Origin of the sequence: Dechloromonas hortensis (assembly GCF_009469765.1) — a bacterium.
Classification (GTDB): Bacteria; Pseudomonadota; Gammaproteobacteria; order Burkholderiales; family Rhodocyclaceae; genus Azonexus; species Azonexus hortensis.
On the sequence record NZ_SSSQ01000004.1, the window covers coordinates 219,265 to 245,265 of the forward strand.

General features: G+C 61.8%; 23 protein-coding genes. 16 read left to right on the forward strand and 7 right to left on the reverse strand.

Annotated features, from left to right (window positions below; genetic code table 11):
- Window positions 1-20 precede the first annotated feature (20 nt).
- From GH663_RS09235 to GH663_RS09285, 12 genes are all read left to right on the forward strand, one after another.
- Window positions 21-803, forward strand: a complete 783-nt coding sequence (locus GH663_RS09235) for a sulfite exporter TauE/SafE family protein (protein WP_153131351.1) — start codon at window positions 21-23, stop codon at window positions 801-803.
- Between the two features lie 22 nt (window positions 804-825).
- A complete protein-coding gene (gene aceB, locus GH663_RS09240) occupies window positions 826-2,424 on the forward strand; it encodes a malate synthase A (RefSeq protein WP_153131352.1) in 1,599 nt (532 codons plus the stop codon).
- Between the two features lie 249 nt (window positions 2,425-2,673).
- Window positions 2,674-3,357 carry a DUF3334 family protein gene (locus GH663_RS09245; RefSeq protein ID WP_153131353.1) on the forward strand — a complete coding sequence of 228 codons (684 nt, stop codon included), beginning with the start codon at window positions 2,674-2,676 and terminating at the stop codon, window positions 3,355-3,357.
- Window positions 3,358-3,586: 229 nt separating this feature from the next.
- Entirely contained in the window at window positions 3,587-5,449 is a 1,863-nt protein-coding gene (locus tag GH663_RS09250; RefSeq protein WP_153131354.1) for a diguanylate cyclase, read from the forward strand.
- A gap of 186 nt (window positions 5,450-5,635) precedes the next feature.
- Window positions 5,636-6,574: a nucleoside recognition domain-containing protein gene (locus GH663_RS09255; RefSeq protein ID WP_153131355.1), complete on the forward strand. Its 939-nt coding sequence runs from the start codon at window positions 5,636-5,638 to the stop codon at window positions 6,572-6,574.
- Between the two features lie 89 nt (window positions 6,575-6,663).
- On the forward strand, window positions 6,664-6,870 hold the full coding sequence (locus GH663_RS09260) for a hypothetical protein (protein ID WP_153131356.1): 207 nt from the start codon (window positions 6,664-6,666) through the stop codon (window positions 6,868-6,870).
- A 144-nt stretch (window positions 6,871-7,014) separates the two neighbouring features.
- Window positions 7,015-7,371: a CidA/LrgA family protein gene (locus tag GH663_RS09265; RefSeq protein WP_153131357.1), complete on the forward strand. Its 357-nt coding sequence runs from the start codon at window positions 7,015-7,017 to the stop codon at window positions 7,369-7,371.
- Window positions 7,368-8,093, forward strand: coding sequence for an LrgB family protein (locus tag GH663_RS09270; RefSeq protein ID WP_153131358.1), 726 nt, complete (start codon window positions 7,368-7,370; stop codon window positions 8,091-8,093). Before GH663_RS09265 ends, GH663_RS09270 begins: the two co-directional genes overlap by 4 nt.
- 135 nt (window positions 8,094-8,228) lie before the next feature.
- Window positions 8,229-9,767: a PAS domain S-box protein gene (locus GH663_RS09275; protein ID WP_343029826.1), complete on the forward strand. Its 1,539-nt coding sequence runs from the start codon at window positions 8,229-8,231 to the stop codon at window positions 9,765-9,767.
- A 56-nt stretch (window positions 9,768-9,823) separates the two neighbouring features.
- Entirely contained in the window at window positions 9,824-10,495 is a 672-nt protein-coding gene (locus tag GH663_RS21415) for a sensor histidine kinase (RefSeq protein WP_343029827.1), read from the forward strand.
- A gap of 40 nt (window positions 10,496-10,535) precedes the next feature.
- Window positions 10,536-11,096: a response regulator transcription factor gene (locus GH663_RS09280; protein ID WP_420806640.1), complete on the forward strand. Its 561-nt coding sequence runs from the start codon at window positions 10,536-10,538 to the stop codon at window positions 11,094-11,096.
- 5 nt (window positions 11,097-11,101) lie between these two features.
- Window positions 11,102-11,908 carry a M48 family metallopeptidase gene (locus GH663_RS09285; RefSeq protein WP_153131359.1) on the forward strand — a complete coding sequence of 269 codons (807 nt, stop codon included), beginning with the start codon at window positions 11,102-11,104 and terminating at the stop codon, window positions 11,906-11,908.
- Between the two features lie 15 nt (window positions 11,909-11,923).
- Here the strand turns inward: GH663_RS09285 and GH663_RS09290 are convergent, their stop codons facing one another.
- Window positions 11,924-12,256: a hypothetical protein gene (locus GH663_RS09290; protein WP_153131360.1), complete on the reverse strand. Its 333-nt coding sequence runs from the start codon at window positions 12,254-12,256 to the stop codon at window positions 11,924-11,926.
- 122 nt (window positions 12,257-12,378) lie between these two features.
- On the opposite strand from GH663_RS09290, the gene GH663_RS09295 reads away from it, so the two are divergent.
- The gene (locus tag GH663_RS09295; protein ID WP_153131361.1) at window positions 12,379-13,695 is read left to right on the forward strand and encodes an MFS transporter; all 1,317 of its coding nucleotides are present in this window, start codon (window positions 12,379-12,381) and stop codon (window positions 13,693-13,695) included.
- On the opposite strand, the gene GH663_RS09300 is transcribed toward GH663_RS09295, so the two are convergent.
- Window positions 13,689-14,675: an ankyrin repeat domain-containing protein gene (locus GH663_RS09300; RefSeq protein ID WP_170291387.1), complete on the reverse strand. Its 987-nt coding sequence runs from the start codon at window positions 14,673-14,675 to the stop codon at window positions 13,689-13,691. The genes GH663_RS09295 and GH663_RS09300 overlap by 7 nt on opposite strands.
- On the opposite strand from GH663_RS09300, the gene GH663_RS09305 reads away from it, so the two are divergent.
- The gene (locus GH663_RS09305) at window positions 14,602-15,297 is read left to right on the forward strand and encodes an energy transducer TonB (protein ID WP_170291388.1); all 696 of its coding nucleotides are present in this window, start codon (window positions 14,602-14,604) and stop codon (window positions 15,295-15,297) included. The genes GH663_RS09300 and GH663_RS09305 overlap by 74 nt on opposite strands.
- 126 nt (window positions 15,298-15,423) lie before the next feature.
- Window positions 15,424-17,058, forward strand: coding sequence for a methyl-accepting chemotaxis protein (locus tag GH663_RS09310; protein WP_153131363.1), 1,635 nt, complete (start codon window positions 15,424-15,426; stop codon window positions 17,056-17,058).
- A gap of 32 nt (window positions 17,059-17,090) precedes the next feature.
- Here the strand turns inward: GH663_RS09310 and GH663_RS09315 are convergent, their stop codons facing one another.
- The 5 genes from GH663_RS09315 to GH663_RS09335 all read right to left on the reverse strand — a co-directional run bounded on the left by GH663_RS09315 (window position 17,091) and on the right by GH663_RS09335 (window position 23,968).
- On the reverse strand, window positions 17,091-18,290 hold the full coding sequence (locus GH663_RS09315; RefSeq protein WP_153131364.1) for a CaiB/BaiF CoA transferase family protein: 1,200 nt from the start codon (window positions 18,288-18,290) through the stop codon (window positions 17,091-17,093).
- Between the two features lies 1 nt (window position 18,291).
- On the reverse strand, window positions 18,292-19,083 hold the full coding sequence (murI, locus tag GH663_RS09320) for a glutamate racemase (RefSeq protein ID WP_153131365.1): 792 nt from the start codon (window positions 19,081-19,083) through the stop codon (window positions 18,292-18,294).
- 58 nt (window positions 19,084-19,141) lie between these two features.
- Complete coding sequence (icd, locus tag GH663_RS09325) at window positions 19,142-20,383, reverse strand: NADP-dependent isocitrate dehydrogenase (RefSeq protein ID WP_153131366.1); 1,242 nt, start codon at window positions 20,381-20,383, stop codon at window positions 19,142-19,144.
- 113 nt (window positions 20,384-20,496) lie between these two features.
- Window positions 20,497-21,588: an acyltransferase family protein gene (locus tag GH663_RS09330; protein WP_153131367.1), complete on the reverse strand. Its 1,092-nt coding sequence runs from the start codon at window positions 21,586-21,588 to the stop codon at window positions 20,497-20,499.
- A gap of 142 nt (window positions 21,589-21,730) precedes the next feature.
- Window positions 21,731-23,968: an NADP-dependent isocitrate dehydrogenase gene (locus tag GH663_RS09335; RefSeq protein ID WP_153131368.1), complete on the reverse strand. Its 2,238-nt coding sequence runs from the start codon at window positions 23,966-23,968 to the stop codon at window positions 21,731-21,733.
- Between the two features lie 224 nt (window positions 23,969-24,192).
- Between GH663_RS09335 and aceK the strand changes: the two genes are divergently transcribed.
- Window positions 24,193-25,965 (forward strand): bifunctional isocitrate dehydrogenase kinase/phosphatase, encoded by a 1,773-nt coding sequence (gene aceK, locus GH663_RS09340; RefSeq protein ID WP_153131369.1) that lies wholly within the window; start codon window positions 24,193-24,195, stop codon window positions 25,963-25,965.
- The last annotated feature ends 36 nt before the right edge of the window (window positions 25,966-26,001 follow it).

The window sequence follows — 26,001 nt, forward strand, 5'->3', positions numbered from 1 at the left end:
CGCCTTTCAGGCCATCCACAATGCAAACCACCGAAATGCTCCTCGTCGGTGCCGGCGCTTTCCTCGCCGGCGGCATGAACGCCATGGCCGGCGGCGGTACCTTTTTCTCCTTTCCCGCCCTGCTCGCCGCCGGCGTGCCGCCGGTGATGGCCAACGCCAGCAACACTGTCGGCCTCTGTCCAGCCAGCCTGGTCAGCGCCTGGGCCTATCGTCGCGAAGCCTTGCGCCATGGCAAATGGGCCCTGCTGCTGGTCGCCGTCTCTTTGATCGGCGGCATCGCCGGCGGCCTGCTGCTGCTCGCCACCAGCAACGAATCCTTCTCGCGCCTGATTCCCTGGCTGCTGCTGATCGCCACCGCCCTGTTCGCCTTCAGCGGCCAGTTCTCGCGCCTGATCAAATGGGCCAAGGGCCGGCTGGGCGGTGACGTCAGCGTGCGCAACCCGGGCGGCCCGGGCGGCGCCCTCTTCCAGCTCGTGGTCGCCATCTATGGCGGCTTCTTCGGGGCCGGGATGGGCATCCTGACGCTGGCCGCGCTGTCCATCCAGGGCTTCGAGGACATCCAGGAAATCAATGCGCTGAAGAACCTGACGTCCGGCATCAACTATTTCGTCTCATCGACCACCTTCATCATCGCCGGTGCCGTCAGCTGGCCGCACACCACGGTCATGCTGATCACCGCCATGGCCGGCGGCTATGCCGGCGCCTCGGTCGCCCGCCGCCTGCCCGCCATCTGGCTGAAGCGGCTGGTGATCGCCGTCGGCGCCAGCCTGACCGTCATCTATTTCATCAAGACCTACGCTTAACCTTCAACCTAAGGAGCTTTCCATGAGCCTCAACCTTCCGCAAGGCGTGCAAATCACCGGCGACATCAAGCCGGGTTACGAATCCGTCCTCACCTTCGAAGCGCTCGAACTGGTCGCCAAGCTGCACCGCGCCTTCGAAGCCCGCCGCCAGGAACTGCTCAAGGCCCGCGTCGTCCGCCAGGCCCGCATCGATGCCGGCGAAATGCCGGACTTCCTGCCGGAAACCAAGCACATCCGCGAAGGCGACTGGAAGGTCGCACCGATCCCGCCGGCCCTGCACTGCCGTCGTGTCGAAATCACCGGGCCGGTCGAAGCCAAGATGATCATCAACGCCTTCAATTCGGGCGCCGATTCCTACATGACCGACTTCGAGGACTCCAATTCCCCGAACTGGGACAACCAGATCCAGGGCCAGATCAACCTGTACAAGGCGATCCGCCGCGAACTCTCCTTCAAGGGCGACAACGGCAAGGAATACAAGCTGAACGACAAGATCGCCACGCTGCAGATCCGTCCGCGCGGCTGGCACCTCGACGAGAAGCACGTGCTGGTTGACGGTCAACGCGTCGGCGGCGGCATTTTTGACTTCGCCGTCGTCTTCTTCCACAACGCCAAGGAACAGATCGCCCGCGGCGCCGGCCCCTTCTTCTACCTGCCGAAGATGGAAAGCCACCTCGAAGCCCGCCTGTGGAACGACATCTTCGTCATGGCCCAGGACCACATCGGCCTGCCGCAAGGCACCATCAAGGCCACCGTGCTGGTCGAAACCATCCTCGCCACCTTCGAGATGGAAGAAATCCTCTACGAACTGCGCGAGCACTCGGCTGGCTTGAACGCCGGCCGCTGGGACTACATCTTCTCCTGCATCAAGAAGTTCAAGAAGAACAAGAACTTCTGCCTGGCCCAGCGCAGCGCCATCACCATGGAAGTACCCTTCATGCGCTCCTACGCCCTGGCCCTGGTCCAGGCTTGTCACAAGCGCGGCGCCCCGGCGATGGGTGGCATGTCGGCCCTGATCCCGATCAAGAACGACCCGGTGGCCAATGAAAAGGCGCTGGCCGGCATCCGCCACGACAAGACCCGCGACGCCAACGACGGCTACGACGGCGGCTGGGTGGCCCACCCGGGCCTGGTGCCGATCGCCATGGAAGAGTTCGTCAAGGTCCTCGGTGACAAGAAGAACCAGTTCGAGAAGCAGGTCGAAGGCAACTTCGGCCCGGCCCAGTGGCTCGACTTCAAGCCGGAAACCCCGATCACCGAAGCCGGCCTGCGCAACAACATCAACGTCGGCATCCATTACCTCGGCTCCTGGCTGGCCGGCAACGGCTGTGTGCCCATCCACAACCTGATGGAAGATGCCGCCACCGCCGAAATCTCCCGCTCGCAGGTCTGGCAGTGGGTGGTTTCGCCGAAGGGCATCCTCGACGACGGCCGCAAGGTGACCGAAGAGATGGTTCGCCCGATGATCGCCGAGGAACTGGCCAAGGTGAAGGCCACCGTCTCCGCCCAGGGCGAAGACACCGCCACCTACGACCAGGCCGCCGTCATCTTCGACAAGATGTCGCTGACCCCGGACTACCCGGAATTCCTGACCCTGCCGCTGTACGAAGCAATGGCCTGATTCCCGGAGAGGAAGCGGAGAGAGACCGAAGCGCCGGGGCAACCCGGCGCTTTTTTTGTAGGCCGCCGCCCCCCCCAAGGGCTGGCAGGTTACCAGTGACTGCGGTCGACCATCATGAAATGGCAAAAACCGCACTCAAAGCAGATTTTTGCTTCGATTTTTGGTGCCACCAAGGGGCGAAAGCCATGCCCAATGCGTGACTATGTTATACATACGGCCATTCTTTTATGGCAGAACCGTTACGGAATCATGAACATGCAAGAAACGCCCGCCGTATTCGGCACCGAAGACATCCTGCGCAGCCTGTGCAATTCAGTGACCAAGGTCCTGAGCATTGCCACCCAGAGCCAGATTCATTATTCCGGCATGGTCCAGCGCATTACCAAGACCTGCCTGAAGCCGGATATCGGCTGTTTCGTGTTGTTCGACGGCGGCTTTTCCGGCCTGGTCGTCATCAACTTTTCCGCCCAGGCCGCCATGGAGTTGTACGAAAGCTACCTGCTGAGCATGGGCATGGCCAAGGATGAACTGGCCAGCTCCCACACTGCCGATGAAGTCAGCAACGTGATGGGTGAGTTGATGAACCAGATCGTCGGCGACTTCACCGGCAAGGTGGCGCGCGAGTTGCAAACCCATATCACGCAGAACCAGCCGAAAATGCTGGTCCTCAACAAGCAGGTCATGCTCAGCGTCGATACCAATCTCGACAAGCCGGAAGCCCGCCGCGTCACCTTCTTTACCGGCCGCAACAACATTTTCTATCTCGAACTGGCGATGGACCGGACCGAGTTCATCAAGCTCAACGACTTCGAGCACGGCGAAGCGCCGGACCCGGATGAACTGATGGCCCAGGTCAATGCGCAAGCCGTCACGCCCCCGCCGGCCAGCAGCTCGGACGAGCACGACGACCTGCTCAAGTCGTTGGGCATGTAAGCCCGGCGCCCGGCACTGGTGGCAGCCAGCCTGCCGCCGGTCAACGGCATAAAACAGGCAAAAACCGGCGCGGCAAGCGCCGCCAAACCTTTCCGGCCGACCGGCAAACGTTGACCCTAATCAAAAGGTCTTCGTATTACCACTTACTTTCGTCGTATTGACTTGGTCAAGATTGCGACCGTGGTGATAATTGCCCACTTTGCAAATAGTGTCTTCGGAAGGCGCCGCCGTGAATCTGAACGTCAAGGTCACCCTCTTTTTTGTCAGCATCACTACCGTCCTGCTGGCGGTGCTGATCGCCATCAGCCTCTACGCCTTTCGCAGCTTTTCGATCGCCTCGGCCACCGAACATATCCGCACGGCCGGCGAAATTGTCCGGGTGCATCTGACGGAATCGATGATCAACGGCGTCATCGACAAGCGTGAACGCTTCCTGCAGCGCCTGGTGGAGGTGCAAGGCCTCAAATCGGCCCGGGTCATGCGTTCACCGGACGTTGAAAAGCAGTTCGGCAAGGGTCTGAGCGTCGAGTCGGCGGCCGACGAGATCGAGCGCCGCGTGCTGCGCGAAGGCAAGGCGCATTTCGAACTGACCGTGGTCGGCGATGAAACCGTCTTCCGCGGCACCATTCCCTATATCGCCACCGCCAGCGGCAGCCCGAACTGCCTGCAGTGCCACCAGGTGGCCGAAGGCACTGTGCTCGGCGCGGTCAGCATGAGCATGTCGATCGATGCGCTGAAGGAAAAGGCCTTGTTCACGGTAGCCGGCATCGCCGGCGTCGTCACGCTCTTCGCCGTGCTGCTGATCCTTTTACTGCGCCGCCTGCTGCGGCCGATTTCCGATACCGCCAATGCCGTCGAGGAGGCCGTCCAACGCGCGCTGCGCGGCGACTTCAAGGCCCAGGTCCAGCAACGGACGACCGATGAAATCGGCCAGATCGCCGGCGACATGAACCGCCTGCTGACTTTCCTCGACGATGGCCTGAACCGGATCGGCAGCAACGTCGCCCGCCTCACCGAGCGCACCCCGGCCCCCGGCGAAAACCTGCTGACGGCGACCATCGACATGGTCGAAGGCCTGACCAACGCCGCCCACTTCAAGCAGGCGATCGAGGAAGACGAGACCAAGGCGGAGATTTACCAGCGCCTGTCGCGCACGCTGCAACATGAATTCGAGCTGACTGAGTTCTCGCTCTATGAAATCAGCAACAACAAGAAGCAGATGAAAGGCATCATCGTCGATGGCGAAATCGCCGACACCTGCCGCTGGTGCGATCCGCAGATCCTGGTCCGGCCGGAAGCCTGCCGCGTCCGGCGTACCGGGCATATCGTCGATGGCATCGGCCATCCGGAAATCTGCTACTCCTTCCGGCCGCCGGCCGAAGTCGGCGAACGCCGCCATGTCTGCTTCCCGGTCATCCAGTCTGGTGCCGTCGGCAGCGTCGTTCAGTTGCTGGTCACCCCGGCCGAACAGGACAAGCTGCAAAGCCGCATCCCCTTCATCAATGTTTACCTGCGCGAAGCGGCGCCGGTTCTCGAAACCAAGCGCCTGATGGAAAGCCTGCGCGACTCGACGCTGACCGACCCGATGACCGGCCTCAACAACCGCCGCTTCCTCGAGGAATACGTCGAAACCCTGGTCGCCAGCGTTCAGCGCAAGCGCTCGCATGCCGCGATCCTGATGCTCGACCTCGACTACTTCAAGATGGTCAACGACACCTACGGCCACGATGCCGGCGACGCCGTGCTCAAGGCGCTGTCCACCGTCCTCAAGCAATCGGTGCGCGCCTCCGACCTGGTCATCCGCTACGGCGGCGAGGAATTCCTGATCATCCTGATCGACACTGTCGGCGAAGCAGCCGAGCGGGTCGCCGACAACATCCGCGTCGCCGTCGAAAACCTCAAGGTGCAGGTCGCCGGTATCATTCTGCAAAAGACGATCTCGATCGGCATTTCCGACTTCCCGACCGACAGCGAAACCTTCTGGCAGGCCGTCAAGTTTGCCGACGTCGCGCTCTACCAGGCCAAGGAACGCGGCCGCAACCGGGTCATCCGCTTCACGCCGGACATGTGGTCGGACACCAAGGAATACTGAGCGACGGCGAATAAGCGGTCGCCCGGCCGACGCCGGCGGTCGACGCCCGTCCCGGGGCAAAAACCGTGCAACACGGCCAGGCTGGCCCGGAGTGGGGAAATCCATGATTGCCCGGGCCCGGCATTCGCGCCAAGCTCGGCCTTGACCGCGGCATAATGCGCGCCTGACGACAAGTACCGGGACCCCATGGACATTCTGATCGACATCATTCTCAAGGCTGGCCGCTCGGCGGTTGAGCTTTCGCTGTTCGTGCTGCTGCCGGTGATGGTGGTCATGCTCTCCCTGATGCGCCTGCTCGAAGCACGCGGCATCCTCGATCGCCTGGTTGCCCGGATCGCCCCGCTGCTCCGCCCCTTCGGCCTCAACGGCCTCGGCGTCTTCGCGGCGCTGCAGATCAACTTCGTCAGCTTCGCGGCACCGATGGCAACGCTGAGCATGATGGACCAGCGCGGCACCTCCGACCGCCACATCGCCGCGACGCTGGCCATGGTCTTCGCCATGTCGCAGGCCAACGCCGCCTTCCCGATGATGACCATGGGCCTGCATTTCGGCACCACCCTGGTTTTTTCGCTGCTGGGCGGGTTGACCGCAGCAGCGGCCACTTACTACCTCTTCGGCCGCCAGTTGTCGGCCGAAGAAGCGGTAGTCGACGAAACCCTGCACCATCCCAGTGCCGAAAGCGCCAAAGGCGTGCTCGACGTCATCAACCGGGCCGGCGCGGAGGCTTTCAAGATCGCCGTCGGCGCCATCCCGATGCTCGTCCTGTCGCTGGTCGTCGTCACCGCGCTGCGCGTTTCCGGCGGCATCGACCTGCTCACCGTGCTGCTCTCGCCGGTACTGCGCCTGCTTGCCATCGACCCGGTGCTGATTCTGCCGACGCTGACCAAATACCTGGCCGGCGGTACCGCGATGATGGGTGTCATGGACGATATGCGACGCAGCGGCCAGGTCAGTGTCGAATTACTGAACGCCAGTGCCGGTTTCCTGATCTCACCCTTTGACATTCCTGGTGTGGCCGTCCTGATTTCGGCTGGCAAGCGTATTGCCGCCGTCTGGAAACCGGCCGCGCTCGGCGCCTGCGTCGGCATCGCACTGCGCACCGTCGGCCACATCCTGCTCGGCTGATAGCGCGTTCTCCTGTCGTTCGCCGGCACGGTTTGTGCACTGCACAAAATGCAAGCCCCCGAATGTTCGTTATACGACAGGAGAACATCATGGATATCTGGACCAAACTGACCGAATTCCTGGCCTGCGGTTTATTGGTACTGCCGGCCACCCTCGGCTTCGGCCTCGACAGCTTCGAGGTCTTCGCCATCACCCTCGGCCTGATGCAGCTTTTGCTGATCGGCGTCACCGTCGGCGCCCCCTCCGCCCCACCTTCGCCGGCCAAGGACGAACCGTCCGATACGCCACACCGATGAAGCCCGTGGCCGGCCGGTGCGACATGCAGGCAGAGCACCGGCCCCGCCTGATACTTTTCCGCACAAATCCCTAGACGATTCGCCGGCTATTAACGCCATTAAAGAACAAATAGACTGCAACCCTCGTTCGCTCTGGATTGCATCATGCTCTCTGCCCTGACCCAACTACTCATTTTCCAGCTCGCCGGCGAAGTCATCGCCCGCGGCCTGAACCTGCCGCTGCCCGGCCCGGTGCTCGGCATGCTGCTGCTCTTTCTCGCCCTCGCCGTGCGCGGCGGGCCCGGCCATGAACTGCAGACGACCAGCCAGAATCTGCTGCAGCACCTCTCCTTGCTCTTCGTGCCGGCCGGCACCGGCATCATGGTGCACCTGCACCGCGTGGCCGACGAGTGGGTCGCCCTGCTCCTCTCGCTGCTGGTCAGCACCTTTGCCACGCTGGTCGTCACCGCGCTGGCCATGAAACTATGCCAGTGCCCGACACCGCAAGGAGAAACACCATGACGCCGCGGATCAGCGAAATCTGGGTGTACCTGGCCGCCTCGCCGCTGCTCGGCCTGACCGTCACGCTGCTCGCCTACCAGGGCGCCTTCTGGCTCTTCCGCAAGTCGGGCAGCCACCCACTGGCCAACCCGGTACTGATCGCGGTCACGGTACTGGTCCTGTTCCTGACCGTGACCGGTACCAGTTACGAAACCTATTTCGCCGGCGCCCAGTTCGTGCACTTCCTGCTCGGCCCGGCCACCGTCGCCCTGGCCATTCCGCTGTACACCCAGTTCAAGCGGGTCAAGGCCATGCTGCTGCCGGTCATCGTCGGCCTCTTCGCCGGCAGCCTGACGGCGATCATCTCGGCCGTCGCCATCGGTCGCCTGTTCGGCGCCAGCCTACCGACCCAGCTTTCGCTCGCCCCCAAGTCGGTGACGACGCCGATCGCCATGGGCGTCGCCGAGCGCATCGGCGGCATTCCGTCGCTGACCGCCGTGCTCGTCATCGTCACCGGCATTCTCGGTGCCGTCGGCGCCCGCTACGTGTTCGATGCGATGAAGCTGCGCGACCCGGCGATACGCGGTTTCGCCATCGGCGTCGCCTCGCACGGCATCGGCACCGCCCGCGCCTTCCAGGTCAATGAACAGAGCGGCGCTTTCGCCGCCCTGGCAATGGGCTTGAACGGAGCCCTGACCGCCCTGCTGCTGCCCTTGCTGGTGGCCTGGCTGAACTTCGGCTGAGACGCCCTGCCATTGCCGCGCCGACCGCCACGGCGCGGCTGTCCAGCGGCTTGCCTGACCCGCTCAAAGACGGCCGAAAGGCAACCTAGGGTAAGTACCAATGGTCGCCGCTCCGCCAGCGGGGAAAATCAGCCAATGTTTATCCAAACCCCGTCCACCCAGCCCAAACAAACCTGGCTCTGGCTCGCCCCTTACGTTGCCATCGGCATTTTCGCGATGGCCATGCTGATCGTCACCGCGCTCCTCCAGTGGCGCGAACAGGACACCGCCCGCTCCGCCCTCGAAGGCGACATGCACTGGGCCGAGCGCACCATCGAAAACCGCCTGCACGCGCATCAGGATTTCCTGGCCGAACTCGGTCGCGAGCAGGAATTCAAGCAATTGACCTACGAGTCCTTCCAGGTCAAGGCCTCGCGCTACGTCCGCGACAATCCGGAAATCTCGGCCATCGTCTGGGTCGACACCGACGGCAAGGTCGAATGGGTTTCGCCCAATGAATCGAACGTCACCTTCGTTGGCGAACAACTGACCGATATCCGGCTGGCCGCGCTGCAGGAGGCACTACGCATCCGCCGCGCCCTGTTCTCGCCCGACTACGCCGACGCCACGCAGCGCCGCGCCCATGATCTGGTCCTGCCGGTGCAGCGTGGCAGCAGCGACCTCGGTGCCTTCATCGCGCTGCAGTCGCTGGAAACCCTGCTCCGCGCCACGCTGCCGGCAGTCTTCACGGCCCGCTACAGCCTGAGCGTGATCGATGCGCAGAACCGTGAAGTCTTCGCCAATTCCTCGGTCAAACCGACCGACCGCCAGATTTCCGGCACCATCAGCCTCGACCTGCCGAACAACAAGCTCGGCCTGAACATCGTCGCCTATCGCGGCGGCGGCGCCTGGCTGCCGTTTGTGCCGGCCATGCTGATCGTCACACTGACCCTGATCGCCACCGGCACGCTGGTCCAGTTGCGCCGCCATGCCCAGCACCGGGCCGAGACCGAGGAAAAACTGCGCGATGCCTACGCCTTCCGCCAGGCCATGTCGCAGTCGATGATCACCGGCCTGCGCGCCATCGATCCCTCCGGCCGCATCACCTTCGTCAATTCCGCCTTCTGCCGGATGACCGGCTTCGACGAATCGGAACTGGTCGGCGTCGCCCCGCCCTACCCTTACTGGCCGCCGGAAGAGTTCGACAAACTGCAGCACAACATCGATACCGCGCTGGCTGGCCAGGCCCCGGCCAGCGGCTTCGAGATGCGGATCATGCGCAAGAGCGGCGAGCGCTTCGACGTCCGCCTCTATTTCTCGCCGCTGATCGATACCAACGGCCTGCAGATCGGCTGGATGGCCTCGATACCGCTGTGCACGTCGCCGATGTCCAGACCGGCGAAATCCTGTTCGCCAACCGCGCCTTCCAGAACATCTTCGGTTTCGATACCGTCGGTCGCGATTCGGCGATGGTCACCGCCGCCTGCCGACCGGCCCAGGAAGCCTACTTCTGCGACCCGACCGAACTCTCGGCGGAAGAGTTGCCCTGCGAAATCTTCGACGGCGAAATCCAGCACGCCCTGTCCGGCCATTGGTACCACCTGCACGAGCGCGCCATCCGCTGGGTGGACGGCCGCACCGTGCGCGTCCAGATTGCTGCCGACATCACCGACCGCAAGCATATCGACGAAGTGAATCAGCAGCAGCAAAAGCGCCTCGAGCAAACCTCGCGGCTTATCACCATGGGCGAAATGGCCTCCTCGCTGGCCCACGAACTGAACCAGCCGCTGTCGGCGATCGCCAACTACTGCGCCGGCTGCATCAAGCGCATGCAGGCCGGCAACTACCGCTTCGAAGACCTGCTCGCCGCCATGCAGAAAGCGGCCGACCAGGCCGAGCGGGCCGGCAAGATCATCCGCCGCATGCGCGACATGGTGAAGAAGAGCGACCCCAAGCGCGAACCGATTTCGCTGGCCGAACTGGTCGACGAAGCACGGGCGTTTGCCGACATCGAGGCGCAGCGCACCGGCACCCAGATCGTTGTCGAACTGCCTGAAAACTTGCCTCGAATCGTTGTCGACCGCATCATGATCGAACAGGTGCTGCTCAACCTGGTGAAAAACGGGATCGAGGCGATGAACAGCGTGCCTTTCGACCGTCGGCGCCTGTTCATCCAGGCCCGGCAGACCGACGAACGGATGCTTGAAGTCGCCGTCGCCGATCAGGGTCACGGCCTGGCCGAAGAGGACGTCGAACGTATTTTCGCGCCCTTCTACACGACCAAGCCGGAAGGCATGGGGATCGGCCTGGCCATCTGCCGTTCGATCATCGAATTTCACCAGGGCCGGCTGTGGGTCGAGCCCCGGCGCGAGGGCGGTACCGTGTTCCGTTTCACCGTACCGATAGAGGAAGAAGATGAGTGAGGTGACGCCAAGCATTTACGTCGTCGATGACGACGAGGCCATGCGCGACTCGATGAGCTGGCTGCTCGAAGGCGAAGGCTACCGGGTGACCTGTTTCGATTCGGCCGAGAGCTTTCTCCGTGCCCGCCGCGACGAGATGCGCGGCTGTATCGTGCTCGATGTCCGGATGCCGGAAATGAGCGGTCTCGAACTGCACGAAAAACTGGATAGCCTCGGCTCGCAGTTACCGATCATTTTCGTTACCGGCCACGGCGACGTACCGATGGCTGTGGCCGCCCTGCAACGCGGCGCCTGCGACTTCATCGAAAAGCCCTTCCACAACCAGGACCTGCTCGACCGCATCCAGCGCGCCCTCGAACTGGACAGCGAAATCGCCCAGCGTCGCCAGCGCGACAACGCGATTTCCAACCGTCTCGGGCAACTGACCCAGCGCGAACACGAGGTCATGCAACTGGTCGTCGCCGGCAAGCTGAACAAACAGATCGCCGACGAACTCGAAATCAGCATGAAAACCGTCGAGGCCCACCGCGCCCGGGTCATGGAAAAGATGGGCGTCCGCACCCTGGCCGAACTCGTCAAGGCCGTCATGACTTTGAGGTAACCCGCATGCAACCCGGATACCTTGCGGCGCTCGCCGCCGCCCTGCTCCTCACCGCCTGTGCCGGCACGCCGCAGCGCCAGGGCGATGGCGTCGACGTCGGCGAAGCCTCCTCCCTGCGTACCCTGATCCCGGCCGCGGAACTGGAAAAGGCGGCCTCGCTGCAATACGGCCAGCTCAAACGCGCCGCCGCCGACAAGGATCTGCTGGCCCCGGACAACCATCCTCAGGTCATTCGCCTGCGTGGCATCGCCAAGCGCATCCTGCCCAATGCCGCGCGCTTCAATCCCGAGGCCAGGAACTGGCAATGGGAAGTGAACCTGATCATTTCCAAGCAACTGAACGCCTTCTGCATGCCGGGCGGCAAGATCGCCTTCTATAGCGGCATCATCGACAATCTGACATTGAGCGACGACGAGATCGCCATCGTCATGGGCCATGAAATCGCCCATGCCCTGCGCGAACATGCCCGCGAACAGATGGCCAAGAACAAGCTGACGCAGACCGGTGCCGCCATCCTCGGCGCCCTGGTCGGCGGTGGCGAACTGTTCCGCCTCGGCGGCAACCTGATGACCCTGAAGTTCTCGCGCGACGATGAAAGCGAAGCCGATCTAGTCGGTCTCGACCTCGCGGCACGCGCCGGTTACGACCCGCGTGCCGGGATCACCCTGTGGCAAAAAATGGATGCCGCCGGCAACGGGGCACCGCCGGCCTGGCTGTCGACCCACCCGGGAGGCGAGGCGCGCATCGCCGAAATCGAACGCAACCTGCCGGCGGTGATGCCGCTTTACGAAGCAGCGCGCAAGCCCCGCTGAAACGAAGGCGATGCCTTAAAGCGGAATGATGTCGTCGCCGCCGGAGCCGAAATTTCCGGCGTAGTGCGTTTGCTGGCGAACTTCCTTGCGGCGCAACAGCTTCTCCTGCACCTTGGCCGGCAAATCGGTAAAGAGAATCAAATCCTTGCTGATCAGCAATTCGATGGTGTCTTCGATGACGCGCACGAAATCGCGGTCGAGCTGACTGAGTTCGTTCTGCCGCCAGCGTTCGTGAATGAACTGGAGCACTTCCGGATTATCAGCCGGCAAGGCTTCCTGGGCATTACCCAGCGGCATCGGATGCAATTCGCGGATACAACCTGCACTATCTCTGGCCACGTAAAGCATATCGATTCCTCATCATTGTTTGTCATCAAGTCTGCATCAGGCAGGCCCGCTTGGCAATTGGACCAAAGTTCGAGGCAGGCGATAATGCGCCCTTTCGTGCCTTACCCGACCGGCGACCACCCATGAATTCCCCAGAAGCACAAAAGACAATCCAGAAAAAAGTGGTCATCGCCGCCTGTTTCGGCACCTTTCTCGAGTGGTACGACTTTCTGACCTTCGCCTCGCTGGCCACCTACTTCAGCATTCTCTTCTTCCCCTCCGACGACCCGGTCGCCGCGCTGCTGGCCAGTCTCGGCACTTTCGGTGTCGGCATGATCGTCCGCCCGCTCGGCGCCGCGCTGTTCGGCTCACTCGGCGACCGCCACGGCCGCCGTACCATTTTCCTGGTCACCATCGTGCTGATGGGCGTATCGACCGTCCTGGTCGGCCTGCTGCCGACTTACGAGCAGGTCGGCCTGCTTGCCCCGGCCTTGCTGCTCATACTGCGCATGCTGCAAGGCCTGTCGGTCGGCGGCGAAATCGGCGGCGCCGCCGTCTATCTGACCGAACACGCCCCCGAGGGCAAACGCGGCCTCTATACCAGCGTGCTGCAATTGATGGGGCCGCTCGGCATGATGGCCTCGACGCTGCAGATCGTGGCCCTGCAATACCTGCTCAGCGACGCGGATTTCAAGGCCTGGGGCTGGCGCATCCCCTTTCTGCTCTCGGCCCTGCTGCTCGCCATTTCGATCCGGAGCCGGATGAACCTGCACGAATCACCGGTCTTCAGCCATCTGCGCCAGAAAAACGCGCTGGCCAAGGCGCCGCTACGCGACTGCTTCCGCGACCGCCACACGCTGGGCCGCATGGCCCTGTTGTTCTTCTGTGTTTCGGCCGGCGGCTCCCTGCTCTTCTTCTCGGCCCAGGTCTATACCAGCGTCTTTCTGAAAACCGTGGTCATGCTGCCGGCCGCCCAGGCTGGTGGCCTTGTCATGATTTCCACGCTGGCGCTGTTCCCGGCGACGCTATTCTGCGGCTGGCTGTCGGACAGGATCGGCCGTCGCCCGGTCCTGCTCGCCGGTCTGATCAGCGGCACTATCGCCATCTTTCCGGTCTTCCAGGGCTTGCTCCACTATGGCACGCTGCCGACGCCCGACCTGATGATGATCACGCTGCTCCTCCTGATCCTGGTCATCCCGCTAGCCTGTATCACCGGCCCGCAAACGGCCACCCTGCCCGAACTCTTTCCGGCCCGCACCCGCTACACCGCCGTCGCCCTGCCGCACAACCTGTCGGCCGGCTGGATCGGCGGCATGTCGCCACTGATGGTCACCTGGCTCGGCGTGCATTACGGCAACCCGCAGGCCGGCCTGTGGTACCCGACCGGCCTGCTCATCGTGGCCAGCCTGGTCGGTGTCTTTTTCCTGCCGGAAGTGCGTAACCGGCCGCTCGATCAGTAGTTTTTGACGGCGCCCTTGGGCGGCATTTTCGGCGTCCCGAAATAGGTCGCCGCCGGCGCCTTGTAGCCGACCGCCTTGCCCTTGTTGTCGTAGATGATCTGGGCTGACTGTTCTTCCGGCTTTTTGCGACTGGCCGAGATTTCCAGCGTTGCCGCCCGAGCCGGCACCGGTGCCTGGCGATCCAGTTCGCTACGCACGATGCGCACCCGTTCGGCCGAGATCCGCTTGTCGATTGCTTCGGTCGACATGCCCCGTTCGATCAATTTCTCGCGCATGCCGAGCAGGTTCTCCAGTTCCTTCGAACTGCGCATCGAACGCTTCGGCTCGCCCCACTTTTCCTTGGGTTGGCTGACGGCGATATTGAATTCTTCCGGGTTGCTGACCATTCGGGCAATATTCAAATGGTTGTAGCGCATCGCCCATTCCAGGGCGCCATCGCCCCAGTCGTTGCGCGGCGTACGGTCGGCACCCTTTTCGATCAGCTTGCGGGCCAGGTCTTCCCGCCCCTCGTAGATCGCCATCATCAGTACGCTGGAGCCGTTGGTGCTGAGCGCATCGATATCGGCGCCTTGTTCGATCAGGTAATCCGTCACTTGGGCATGGCCGGCAAAGACGGCGTAATGCAGGGCCGACCATTGCCGTCCCGGGGCATTGATCCGCGCCCCCCGCTCGAGCAGCCACTTGACCGCCTCCTGATTGCCGCGCCAGGCTGCCAGCGCAATCGCCGTCTCGCCGTTGGCGTTGAGCCGGTTGATATCGGCGCCGCGCGAAATGAACAGGCGCATCAGGTCGAGATTACCCTCCCAGGCGCCAATCATTAGGCCGGAACCAATCCGGCTGCCCATAAAGTCGACGGGCAGGCCGGCATCGAGCCAGGCTTCGGCCTGCCGGAGATCGCCCAGCTCCATGTTGTTGGCGAAGGCGACCGGTGTCGGCAGGCTGACAGCCTGTTCTGCCTGGACCGGTAAAAACAGGCTCATCCCGATTATCATTGCGGCCAGTTTCTTACTGACCGACCGCTTCATTGCTGGTTTCATCAACGCTTTCATCCCTCAGGCCAGCCTGCATTTTCTCATGACCCGGACCGATTACCGGCTACTGCTGGCTTTGGCAGCCTCCTTGCTGTTGCATTTGCTGCCTTTTATCGAGGCACTGCTCACCCAGCCAGCCCCTCCGCCTCAAGCACCGCCCTTGCAGGCCAGCCTGCGCGCGCCAGCCCCCCTACCGGAGCAGGTTCCGCTGAGCTTGCCGGAACCCAGTGCCGCCACGCCCAAAGCCGTAGCGCCCCCACCGCAACCAAGCCCAAAAAATAGTACAAAAGTTATAAAATCATGGACACAGGAAATTCAGCGCCAATTCCTGAAGCAGCAGAAGCAGGGAATTTTCTACCCCGCCGAAGCCATTGCCCAAGGCCTTGAAGGTGACGTCCTGGTCCTGATCGTTCTCGACCATGAAGGCCAGGTGGTCGGGGCTCGGGTTGAGGAAAGCAGCGGTTTCCGCCTGCTCGATGACGGGGCACTGCAGGCGGCGCGCGCGCTGCGTGCCCTGCCGGCCGAGACGCCCCGCGAGACGCTGCTGCCGATTCGTTTCCGGCTGAAATAATTTTCTGGCAGAGACAAACGTCTGCTAGTTTTTACATTTTTTACCGGTGTATTATCGGCAAATAATATTAATTAATCGCTGAACAGCCCGTTAGAGGCCGTCGTTTTTTGGATAGGGGAAATTGCCATGAATAGTCTGAGTTCGCTGCGCGTTTCGACGCGTATGCAGTTGCTGGTTGGGCTGACCCTGATCGGCCTGCTCGCGCTCTGCCTGACCTCCTTGTTCCAGCTCAAGTCGAGCATGCTGGACGACCGCAAACAGAAGACCCGCAACCTGGTCGAAGTGGGCGTGGGCATTCTTGCCCACCACCAAAAATTGGTTACCGAGGGCAAGCTGTCGGAGGAAGATGCCAAGAAAGCCGCCCGCGACAGCCTGCGCGGCCTGCGCTACGACAAGGACGACTACTATTTCGCATTCGATACCACCGGCACCTATTTCGTGCACGGCGGCAACCCGGCAGCGGAAGGGCAAAACAAGATCGACCTGAAGGACACCAATGGCAAGCTGATCATCAAGGAACTGATCAGTGCCGGCCAGAGTGGCGGCGGCTTTGTCGATTATTGGTTCCCGCGCGCCGGACAACAGACGCCGGAACCCAAACTCTCCTACGCAGCTCCGTTTGCCCCCTGGGGCTGGGTGCTGGGCACAGGCATCTATATTGACGATATCGATCGTCAATACAAGGAAGGCGCCCTGTTGCTCGGCGGCATCTCGTTCGTCCTGCTCGCCCTGCTCAGCCTGGTTGGCTGGCAGGTCAGTTCCAGCATCCTGCGTCAGTTGGGCGGCGAACCGAAAACAGCAACGGAGATCATGCAGCGCGTCGCCGATGGCGACCTGACGGCCAAGCTGGACAACGCGCCGGCTGGCAGCCTGCTGCACGCGCTCGGCGGCATGGTTTCCTCGCTGCGCCAGCTGGTCAGCGTCATCCATACCGATGCCAATACGCTGGTCGACAATGCCGAGCACATTGCCCGCGCTTCGGAGGAAGTGGCCAAAGCGGCCGAGCATCAGGCCGACTCGACGTCGGCGATGGCAGCCGCAATCGAGGAACTGACCGTCAGCTCGAACCACATTTCCGACAGCGCCCGGGAAACGGCCCGCGAGACCACCGATGCAGTCCAACTGGCCGGCCAGGGTAGCAGCCGGGTCAACCAGGCTTCGCAGGCCATCCAGAAGATTTCCGACACGGTGTCCGACGCCTCCGGCCGTATTCGCGCGCTGGAAGAACGGGCCAAGCAGGTTTCCTCGATTGCCAATGTGATCAAGGACATTGCCGGGCAGACCAATTTGCTGGCCCTGAATGCGGCCATCGAGGCCGCCCGTGCCGGCGAGCAGGGGCGCGGTTTTGCCGTGGTTGCCGACGAGGTGCGCAAGCTGGCCGAACGTACTTCCTCGGCGACGCTGGAAATCGAACAGATGATCACCGGCATCCAGAACGACACAGTCGGCGCCGTCGAAGCGATGAGCGCCGCCCTGCCAGAAGTTCAGGAAGGCGTCGAACTGGCCAACTCGGCTTCCGAGTCGCTGCAGGCGATCGAGGACGGGGCCCGCCGGACCCTGGAACGGGTTGGCGAAGTAGCCGACGCAACGCTGGAACAAAGCTCGGCCAGCACGTCGATTGCCCAGCGCGTCGAGCAGATTGCCAACATGGTCGAGGAAACCACCGAAACCATCCGCGGCACGGCGGCAACCGCGCATGAGCTGGAAAACATTGCCAACAACCTGAAACAGCAGATCGGCAAGTTCAGAATCTCAGGCTGACCGACTCACTCAAAGCACACTCCGGGGCGGCCTCAAACCGCCCCGTTTTCTTTCAGGGCGGCGATTTGCGCGGGCGAATAGCCCAGCGCCGACAAGACCTCTTCGGTATGCGCCCCCAATTCGGGGCCGAGCCATTCGGTACTCCCCGGCGTCGCCGACAGCTTGGGCACGATGCCGGGAATGCGAAACGGCCGCCCGTCGGGCAGCTTGGCCGTCTCCAGCATTTGCCGGGCGATGAATTGCGGGTCGGCAAACATGTCGACCGCCGAATAGACGCGTGATGACGGCACCTCCGCCGTGGCCAGCATGGCCAGCACCTCGGCCTCGTCGCGCGCGCCGCACCAGTTGTCGATCAGCCCGTAGATTTCGTCGCGGCGGGCATCGCGCCCAGCGTTGTCGGCCAGGCCGGGATCATCGGCCAGATCGCTGCGCTCCATGGCATGCATCAGGCGCTTGAAGATGGCGTCGCCATTGGCGCCGATGGTGACGTGCTTGCCGTCGCGCGTCGTATGCGTATTGGACGGGGTAATGCCCGGCATGATGTTGCCGGTCCGCTCGCGAATGAAGCCGAAGACATCGAACTCCGGCACCAACGATTCCATCATCGCGAACACCGCTTCGTAAAGCGCAACATCGACCACCTGTCCGGCCCCGCCATTGACTTCCTTGTGGCGCAGGGCCATCAGTGCGCCGATGGCGCCCCACAGCGCGGCAATCGAATCGCCGATGGAAATACCGGTACGGACCGGCGGCCGATCCGGGAAGCCGGTGATGTAGCGCAAGCCGCCCATCGACTCGCCGACCGCGCCGAATCCCGGCTGGTCCTTGTACGGGCCAGTCTGCCCGAAGCCGGAAAGGCGGACCATGACCAGGCCGGGATTGGCCTCCTTCAGCACCTCCCAGCCCAGGCCGAGCTTTTCCAGCACGCCGGGACGAAAATTCTCGACCAGGATATCCGCCTCGACAATCAGCTTGCGGACGAACTCACGGCCTTCCGGGTGTTTCAAATTGGCGGTCACCGACTTCTTGTTGCGCGCCTGGACGTACCACCACAACGAGGTGCCTTCGTACAGCTTGCGCCACTTGCGCAGCGGGTCGCCGCCATCCGGCGCCTCGACCTTGATCACCTCGGCCCCGAATTCGGCCATGATGCGGGTGCAGAACGGGCCGGCGATCAATGTCCCCAGCTCCACCACTTTCAGGCCGGCCAGCGGCTTTTGTATTTCGCTCATCTCAGGGTTCCCAGTGTTCAACGGGCAATTTCTGCCCCCACAGGCGGTCGACCGTAGCAATCACCCGGGCCGGCGCACCGCTGGTCGCAATCTGCAGATGACCATGGCCGCCGCCGAGCAGATCCTTCGCACCCAGCAAACGCTCCAGTTGGCGCGCCACCGGTTCACCGGTATCGAGCAGGCTGACGCCGGCCGGCATTCGTGCCGCAATTGCCTCGGCCACCCACGGGTAATGTGTGCAGCCGAGGACGACGACATCCGCCCCGGCTGCCGCCAGTGGCGTGACAAAACCATCGAGCAGGGCCAGGACCTGCGCACTGTGCGGCCCCTGCTCCTCGATCGTCTCGGCCAAGCCCGGGCAGGCCTGCGCGACGACACGCAGATGATTGGCGTGATTGCCGACCAGGCGCTGGAAACGTTCGCTCTGCAAGGTCCGGGTCGTCGCCAGGACGCCGATCACACCGCTCCGGGTCAGGCTGGCGGCCGGCTTGACGCCGGGTTCCAGGGCGACGATCGGCAAGCTGCTGGCCGCCCGGATCGCCTCCGCCGCCGCTGCCGTCGCCGTGTTGCAGGCGATGACCAGCGCCTTGGCGCCGCGCCGGGCGAGTGCCTCGGCGATCAGGACGCCGCGCTCCTTGAGGAAAGTCTCCGGGCGGTCGCCGTAGGGCAAAAAGCGGGTATCGGCAAAATAGAAGAAATCTTCCTGCGGCAGGCGGTCCCGCAGGGCGCGCAACACGGTCAGGCCGCCGAGGCCGGAGTCGAAAACGGCAATGGGTTGGTTGTTCAATGGCATGCCCGGAAAAGAAGAAGCCCCCTGGCGGGGGGCTCATTCAACCACAATCGCGCCCGAATTACATGCGGGCGATCATCGCGTCGCCAAAGGCGGAACAGGACAGCTCCTCGGCGCCATCCATCAGGCGGGCGAAGTCATAGGTCACCTGCTTGTCGCCGATGGCTGCCTCCATGGCCTTGATGACCAGGTTGGCGGCTTCCACCCAGCCGAGATGGCGCAGCATCATTTCGGCGGAGAGGATCAGCGAGCCCGGATTGACCTTGTCCAGCCCGGCATACTTCGGCGCCGTGCCATGCGTCGCCTCGAAACAGGCATAGTTGTCGGAGATGTTGGCGCCCGGCGCGATGCCGATGCCGCCGACCTGAGCAGCCAGCGCGTCGGAAATGTAGTCGCCGTTCAGGTTGGTGGTGACGATGGTGTCGTACTCGGCTGGCCGCAACAGGATCTGCTGCAGGAAGGCGTCGGCGATGGAGTCCTTGACGGTGACTTCACGACCGGTGTTCGGGTTGGTGAAATGACACCACGGGCCACCGTCGATCAACTGGGCACCGAACTCTTCCTGGGCGACCTTGTAGGCGATGTCGCGGAACAGGCCTTCGGTGAACTTCATGATGTTGCCCTTGTGCACGATGGTCAGCGACTTGCGGTCGTTGGCGATGACGTACTTGAGCGCGGCGCGAACCAGACGGGTGGTGCCTTCGATGGAGATCGGCTTGATGCCGATGCCGGAGGTTTCCGGGAAACGTATCTTCTTGACGCCCATTTCCTGCTGCAGGAATTCGATGACCTTCCTGGCGCCTTCGGATTCGGCCGCCCATTCGATGCCGGCATAAATGTCTTCGGTGTTCTCGCGGAAGATGACCATGTTGGTCAGTTCCGGATGCTTCAGCGGTGACGGCACGCCCTTGAAGTACTGAACCGGACGGACGCACTGGTAGAGGTCGAGTTCCTGGCGCAGGGCAACGTTCAGCGAGCGGATGCCGCCGCCGACCGGCGTCGTCATCGGGCCCTTGATCGACACCGAGTATTCCTTCAGGGCATCGAAGGTTTCCTTGGGGAACCATTCGTCCGGGCCGTAGAGGCGGGTGGATTTCTCACCGGCATAGACCTCCATCCAGTGGATCTTCCTTTTGCCGCCGTAGGCCTTGTCGACCGCAGCATCGATCACCTTGATCATGACCGGGGTGATGTCGATGCCAATACCGTCGCCTTCGATGAACGGAATGATCGGATTGTCCGGAATCGCCTGGCCCGGAACGATTTTCTGACCACCTGACGGAACCTTGATGTGAGATGCCATAGTCACTCCTAGCGTTGTTATTGGGTTGCCTTGAGCGGTCGCGAACACTCGGGAAGCCGCCTCTCCTCCAACGGGCAACCAGCGCTAATTATGGAACAAAATCAGCGCTGATGTCAGCGCTCCAAAAGCAGCCGCCGCCCAGCAACATCCTGGCCATCCAACGGATCAGGAGCACGAAAGCGCTTCGAGAGCAAGGCGGATGGTGTCTCCACCCAGCGGTGGAACGCCCAGGCACTCGTCAGGCTAAGCAGAAATGCAAACAACAAACCGCACACGGCGGCCTCTGGCGAGTTCCACTCCATGCGCGCCCATAGCGCGCCAACCAGCACCAGAACCGGAAAATGGACCAAAAACAGGCTGAACGAGATCTTGCCAAGTGCCGCAACAAGACGGTTGCGCGGCCAGCGTTGGCCCAGACCGGAACGTTCGGCAACAAACAGCATCATCCCAAACAGCATCGCGATAACCAGCCGCCAGCGCCATTCGTAAAGAATGGCCAGGACCATCAAGCCTTGGAAGGCAACAAATTCGATCGGGGAACGGCGTACCAATGCCTTGTGCACAAGTATGCCCATGAAAAAATAGGGGAAGAAATACATCGCCCAGCACTCACCGCCCGGATCAAGGTTGAAGTGGAACAGCGAATAGATCGAACTGCCCCAGCCAAGCAAGGTAAAGATGCCTTCCTTCCCTTTGCCGAAATGCTGCTGCAAGACCATCCCGAAGGCGTAGCCAAACCCAAGCTGGAAGTTGATGCAGACAAACCACAAGCCGGCCGAGAGGGCCTCATAGCCCAGAATATCCTGCAGAAAAAACAGATGGGCGAGGAATTGGGCCAGCGATACCGGCTGCCCCAGCACGTCATCAGGCACCCAGCCGCGGGCGAATTCGTAAATGGGCAGGATGGCTACGACAATCGCCAGGTAGGGCAGCCCCAGGCGGCAATAACGCTGGATCGCAAAACGTCCTAGCTGATTAACGCTCCAGACCCGGGTACCGATTGTCTGGGCAGCGACAAAGCCGCTGACCACAAAGAAAACTTGTGTAGCACGGGCATATTGAGCCAGCCAAGCCAGGAAACCACCCCAAAGCGGTGCCGCCCAGTCGGTCAACGGGGCATAAAGGGCAAAGTGATGCCAGACGATGGTCAGTGCCGCAAAGGCGCGCAATGCCAGAATAAATGAAGGCCGAACAGCAGAAGCCATGACAGGGAAGCCAGCGAACAAAACCCGCCATTTTCGCACACCTACCCTGCCATGGAGGCGCTGATCGGCCACTCGCCCCAGTCACCATAAAAAAAGGAGGTCCGAAGACCTCCTTCTGCCAACACAATCAGGAAACAGCCGATCAGGCGTTCGCAGCCTTCAGTGCAGCGTTCAGCGTCGGACTCGGACGCATCACGGCCTTGGTCTTTTCGGCATCGGCCTTGTAGTAGCCACCGATATCGACCGGCTTGCCCTGCACCGTCTTCATCTCGGCGACGATCTGAGCCTCGTTGTCGGATAGGGCCTTGGCCAGCTTGACGAAATGGTCGGCCAGTTCCTTGTCCTCGGTCTGGGCAGCCAGTTCCTGCGCCCAGTACATGGCGAGGTAGAACTGCGAACCGCGGTTGTCGAGTTCACCGGTCTTCGGCGATGGCGACTTGTTGTTGTCCAGCAGCTTGCCGGTGGCGGCATCGAGCGTCTTGGCCAGCAACTTGGCGCGGGCGTTGTTTTCCTTGATGCCCAGTTCTTCCAGCGACACGGCCAGGGCCAGGAACTCGCCGAGCGAATCCCAGCGCAGGTGGTTTTCCTGGGTCAATTGCTGGACGTGCTTCGGGGCCGAACCACCGGCACCGGTTTCGTACATGCCGCCGCCGTTCATCAGCGGCACGATGGAAAGCATCTTGGCCGAGGTACCCAGTTCCATGATCGGGAACAGGTCGGTCAAGTAGTCGCGCAGGATGTTGCCGGTCACCGAGATGGTGTCGAGGCCGCGGGCGACGCGTTCCAGCGTGTAGCGCATGGCACGGACCTGCGACATGATCTGGATGTCGAGGCCGCTGGTATCGTGATCCTTGAGGTACTTCTGGACCTTCTTGATCAGCTCGTTTTCGTGCGGACGATAGGTATCCAGCCAGAAGATGGCCGGCATGCCGGAGTTGCGGGCGCGGGTAACGGCCAGCTTGACCCAGTCGCGGATCGGGGCATCCTTGACCTGGCACATGCGCCAGATGTCGCCAGCTTCGACGTTCTGGGTCAGCAGAACTTCGCCGGTATTGATGTCGACGATGTTGGCGATGCCGTCTTCGGCGATCTCGAAGGTCTTGTCGTGCGAGCCGTATTCCTCGGCCTGCTGGGCCATCAGGCCAACGTTCGGCACCGTGCCCATGGTCCGCGGATCGAAGTTGCCATGCCATTTGACGAAATTGATCATCTCCTGGTAAATGCGGGCAAAGGTCGATTCCGGCATGACGCACTTGCTGTCGTACTGCTTGCCGTCGGCGCCCCACATCTTGCCGCCCTGACGGATCATCGCCGGCATGGAAGCGTCGACGATGATGTCGTTCGGGGAATGGAAGTTGGTGATGCCCTTGGCCGAGTCGACCATGGCCAGACGCGGACGGTGTTCCTGGCAGGCGTGCAGATCACGGATGATCTCGTCGCGCTTGGATTCCGGCAGGGTCTTGATCTTGTCGTACAGATCGACCATGCCGTTATTGACGTTGATGCCCAGTTCCTCGAAGGTCTTGCCGTGCTTCTCGAAGGCGTCCTTGTAGTAGATCTTGACGCAGTGGCCAAAGACGATCGGGTGCGAGACCTTCATCATCGTCGCCTTGACGTGCAGCGAGAAGAGGATGCCGGACTCGCGGCAATCTTCCAGTTGGGCTTCGTAGAAGTCGCAGAGCGCCTTCTTGCTCATGAACATCGAGTCGATGATCTCGCCTTCGAGCAGGGAGAGCTTCGGCTTCAGCACGGTGGTCTTGCCACCCTTGGCGATCAGCTCCATGCGGACTTCGCGGGCCTTGTCGAGGGTCATCGACTTTTCGCCATGGTAGAAGTCGCCGTGTTCCATGTGGGAAACATGGGTCTGCGACCATTGCTTCCATTCACCCATGGAGTGCGGGCGCTTCTTGGCGTAGTTCTTGACGGCACCCGGCGCGCGGCGGTCGGAGTTGCCTTCGCGCAGCACAGGGTTGACGGCGGAGCCGAGACACTTGCCGAAACGGGCCTTGAGCGCCTTCTCTTCATCGGTATTGGCCATTTCCGGATAGTCGGGGATGGCGTAACCCTTTTCCTGCAATTCCTTGATGCAAGCCTTCAACTGGGCGACCGAAGCTGAAATGTTCGGCAGCTTGATGATGTTGGTGTCCGGCAGCAAGCACTTCTTGCCCAGCTCGGCCAGGGTATTCGGCAGACGCTGCTCTTCGGTCAGGAACTCCGGGAATTCGGCGATGACACGGGCAGAAACCGAAATGTCAGCCTTTTCAATCTCGATGCCGGCCGGGCCGGTGAAAGTGCGGATGATCGGCAAGAACGCGCACGTCGCGAGCAACGGCGCTTCGTCGGTCAGCGTGTAAATGATTTTTGACTTTCCACCAGCCATAAATATCCCCTTGCGTTGGATTGAATTATTGGTCCGGGCGGGCCCCGGAACTTTTGTAAACCGGTTTGCAATAGCAAAACATTGGAAGTATCGACCTCCAGCGCATCCCAGTCAACGAAACAGCTTTTCACATCGCGGGCGAAACGCCGGCCAAGCACGACGCATCGGGCATCTTCGTCCATTGGCGGTGCTAAGATCAGCGCTTCTGCAGGAGACAAGACACAATGAAGATATCCGTGGGTCTCTACGGCACCAATGCCCACCAGATAGCGCTCGCCCTGATCCAGGGCTTCAACAAGCACTACACCCTGTTCCGCCAGACCTGCCGGGAGGCGAAGACCCGTTTCGAGCAAGGCGACTGGCTGGGTGTACACAAGGCGGTCAAGGAACGCATCCGTTTCTACGACGACCGGGTCGATGAATGCGTCGAACGCCTGCGCAACGATTTCGACGCCGGCCTGATCGACCAGCCGACCTGGCAGCAGATCAAGCTGCTCTACATCGGCCTGCTGCTCAACCACAAGCAGCCGGAACTGGCCGAAACCTTCTTCAATTCGGTGACCACCAAGATCCTGCACCGCAATTACTTCCACAACGATTTCATTTTTGTCCGTCCGACGGTGTCGACCGAAAACATCGAAGCCGACCACGACCCCACCTATCGCAGTTACTACGCCAAGGAAGATGGGGTGCGCGGTGCGATGCTGTCCATCGTCCGTGATTTCGACTGGCAGCGCCCATTTGCCGATCTGGAGCGCGACGTCGACTATGTTTATCAAGCGATTCGCCGCTTCCTGAACGGCATCCCGCGGCGCGAAGTCAATTTCCAGATTCAGGTGCTGGCCTCCGCCTTCTATCGCAACAAGGCGGCCTACATCATCGGTAAGGCGGTGAACGGGGCCGCGGAGTATCCGTTCGCCATCCCGGTCATGCACGATGAAGACGGCAAGCTCTACCTCGATACCGTGCTCCTTGACGCCTGGCGGATCGGCCTGCTTTTCTCGCTGTCGCGCGCCTATTTCATGGTTGATATGGAAGTACCCTCCGGCTATGTCCAGTTCCTGCGCTCCATCCTGCCCGCCAAGCCGCGTTCCGAGCTCTACATCATGCTCGGCCTCGGCAAGCAGGGCAAAACCATGTTCTTCCGCGACTTCATCTATCACCTGCACCATTCGGAAGACAAATTCATCATGGCCCCCGGCATCCGCGGCCTGGTCATGCTGGTCTTCACGCTGCCGTCCTACCCTTACGTTTTCAAGATCATCCGGGATGTCTTCGGCGCCTCGAAGAACATGGACCGCGCCACCGTCAAAAAGAAATTCATGCTGGTCAAGCAGGTCGACCGCGTCGGTCGGATGGCCGACACCCTGGAATTCTCGAACGTGCTGTTCCCGCTCAACCGTTTCGACCCCGAGATCCTCGACGAACTGGAAAAGCTCGCCCCCTCCTGCTATGAAATCGACGGCGAGCAGTTGATCATCAAGCACCTCTACATCGAGCGCCGGATGGAGCCGCTCAACATCCACCTTGAGCGGATGGAACGCAGCAACAATATCGAAGGTCTCGAACACGCCATCAAGGAATACGGCAGCGCCATTCGCGAACTGGCGCAAGCCAACATCTTCCCCGGCGACATGCTGTGGAAGAATTTCGGCATCACCCGTTTCGGCCGGGTCGTGTTCTACGACTACGACGAAATCGAATACATGACGGACTGCAATTTCCGCCGGATTCCGCCCGCCCCCGATTTCGAAACCGAAATGTCCGGCGAGGTCTGGTACGCCGTGGCCAAAAACGATGTCTTTCCGGAAGAGTTCGCCACCTTCCTGCTCGCCTCGCCCATCGTCCGCAAGATTTTCTACAAGCATCACGCCGACCTGCTGTCACCCAAGTTCTGGCAGGAGGCGCAGCAGAAAATCCGCGCCGGTCACGTCGAGGATTTTTTCCCCTACCCGCAGGAACTGCGCTTCGGGAACAGCAAGCCGGACGCGACCTGAAGCCCATAAGACAAAAGGCCGCAAGGCGGCCTTTTG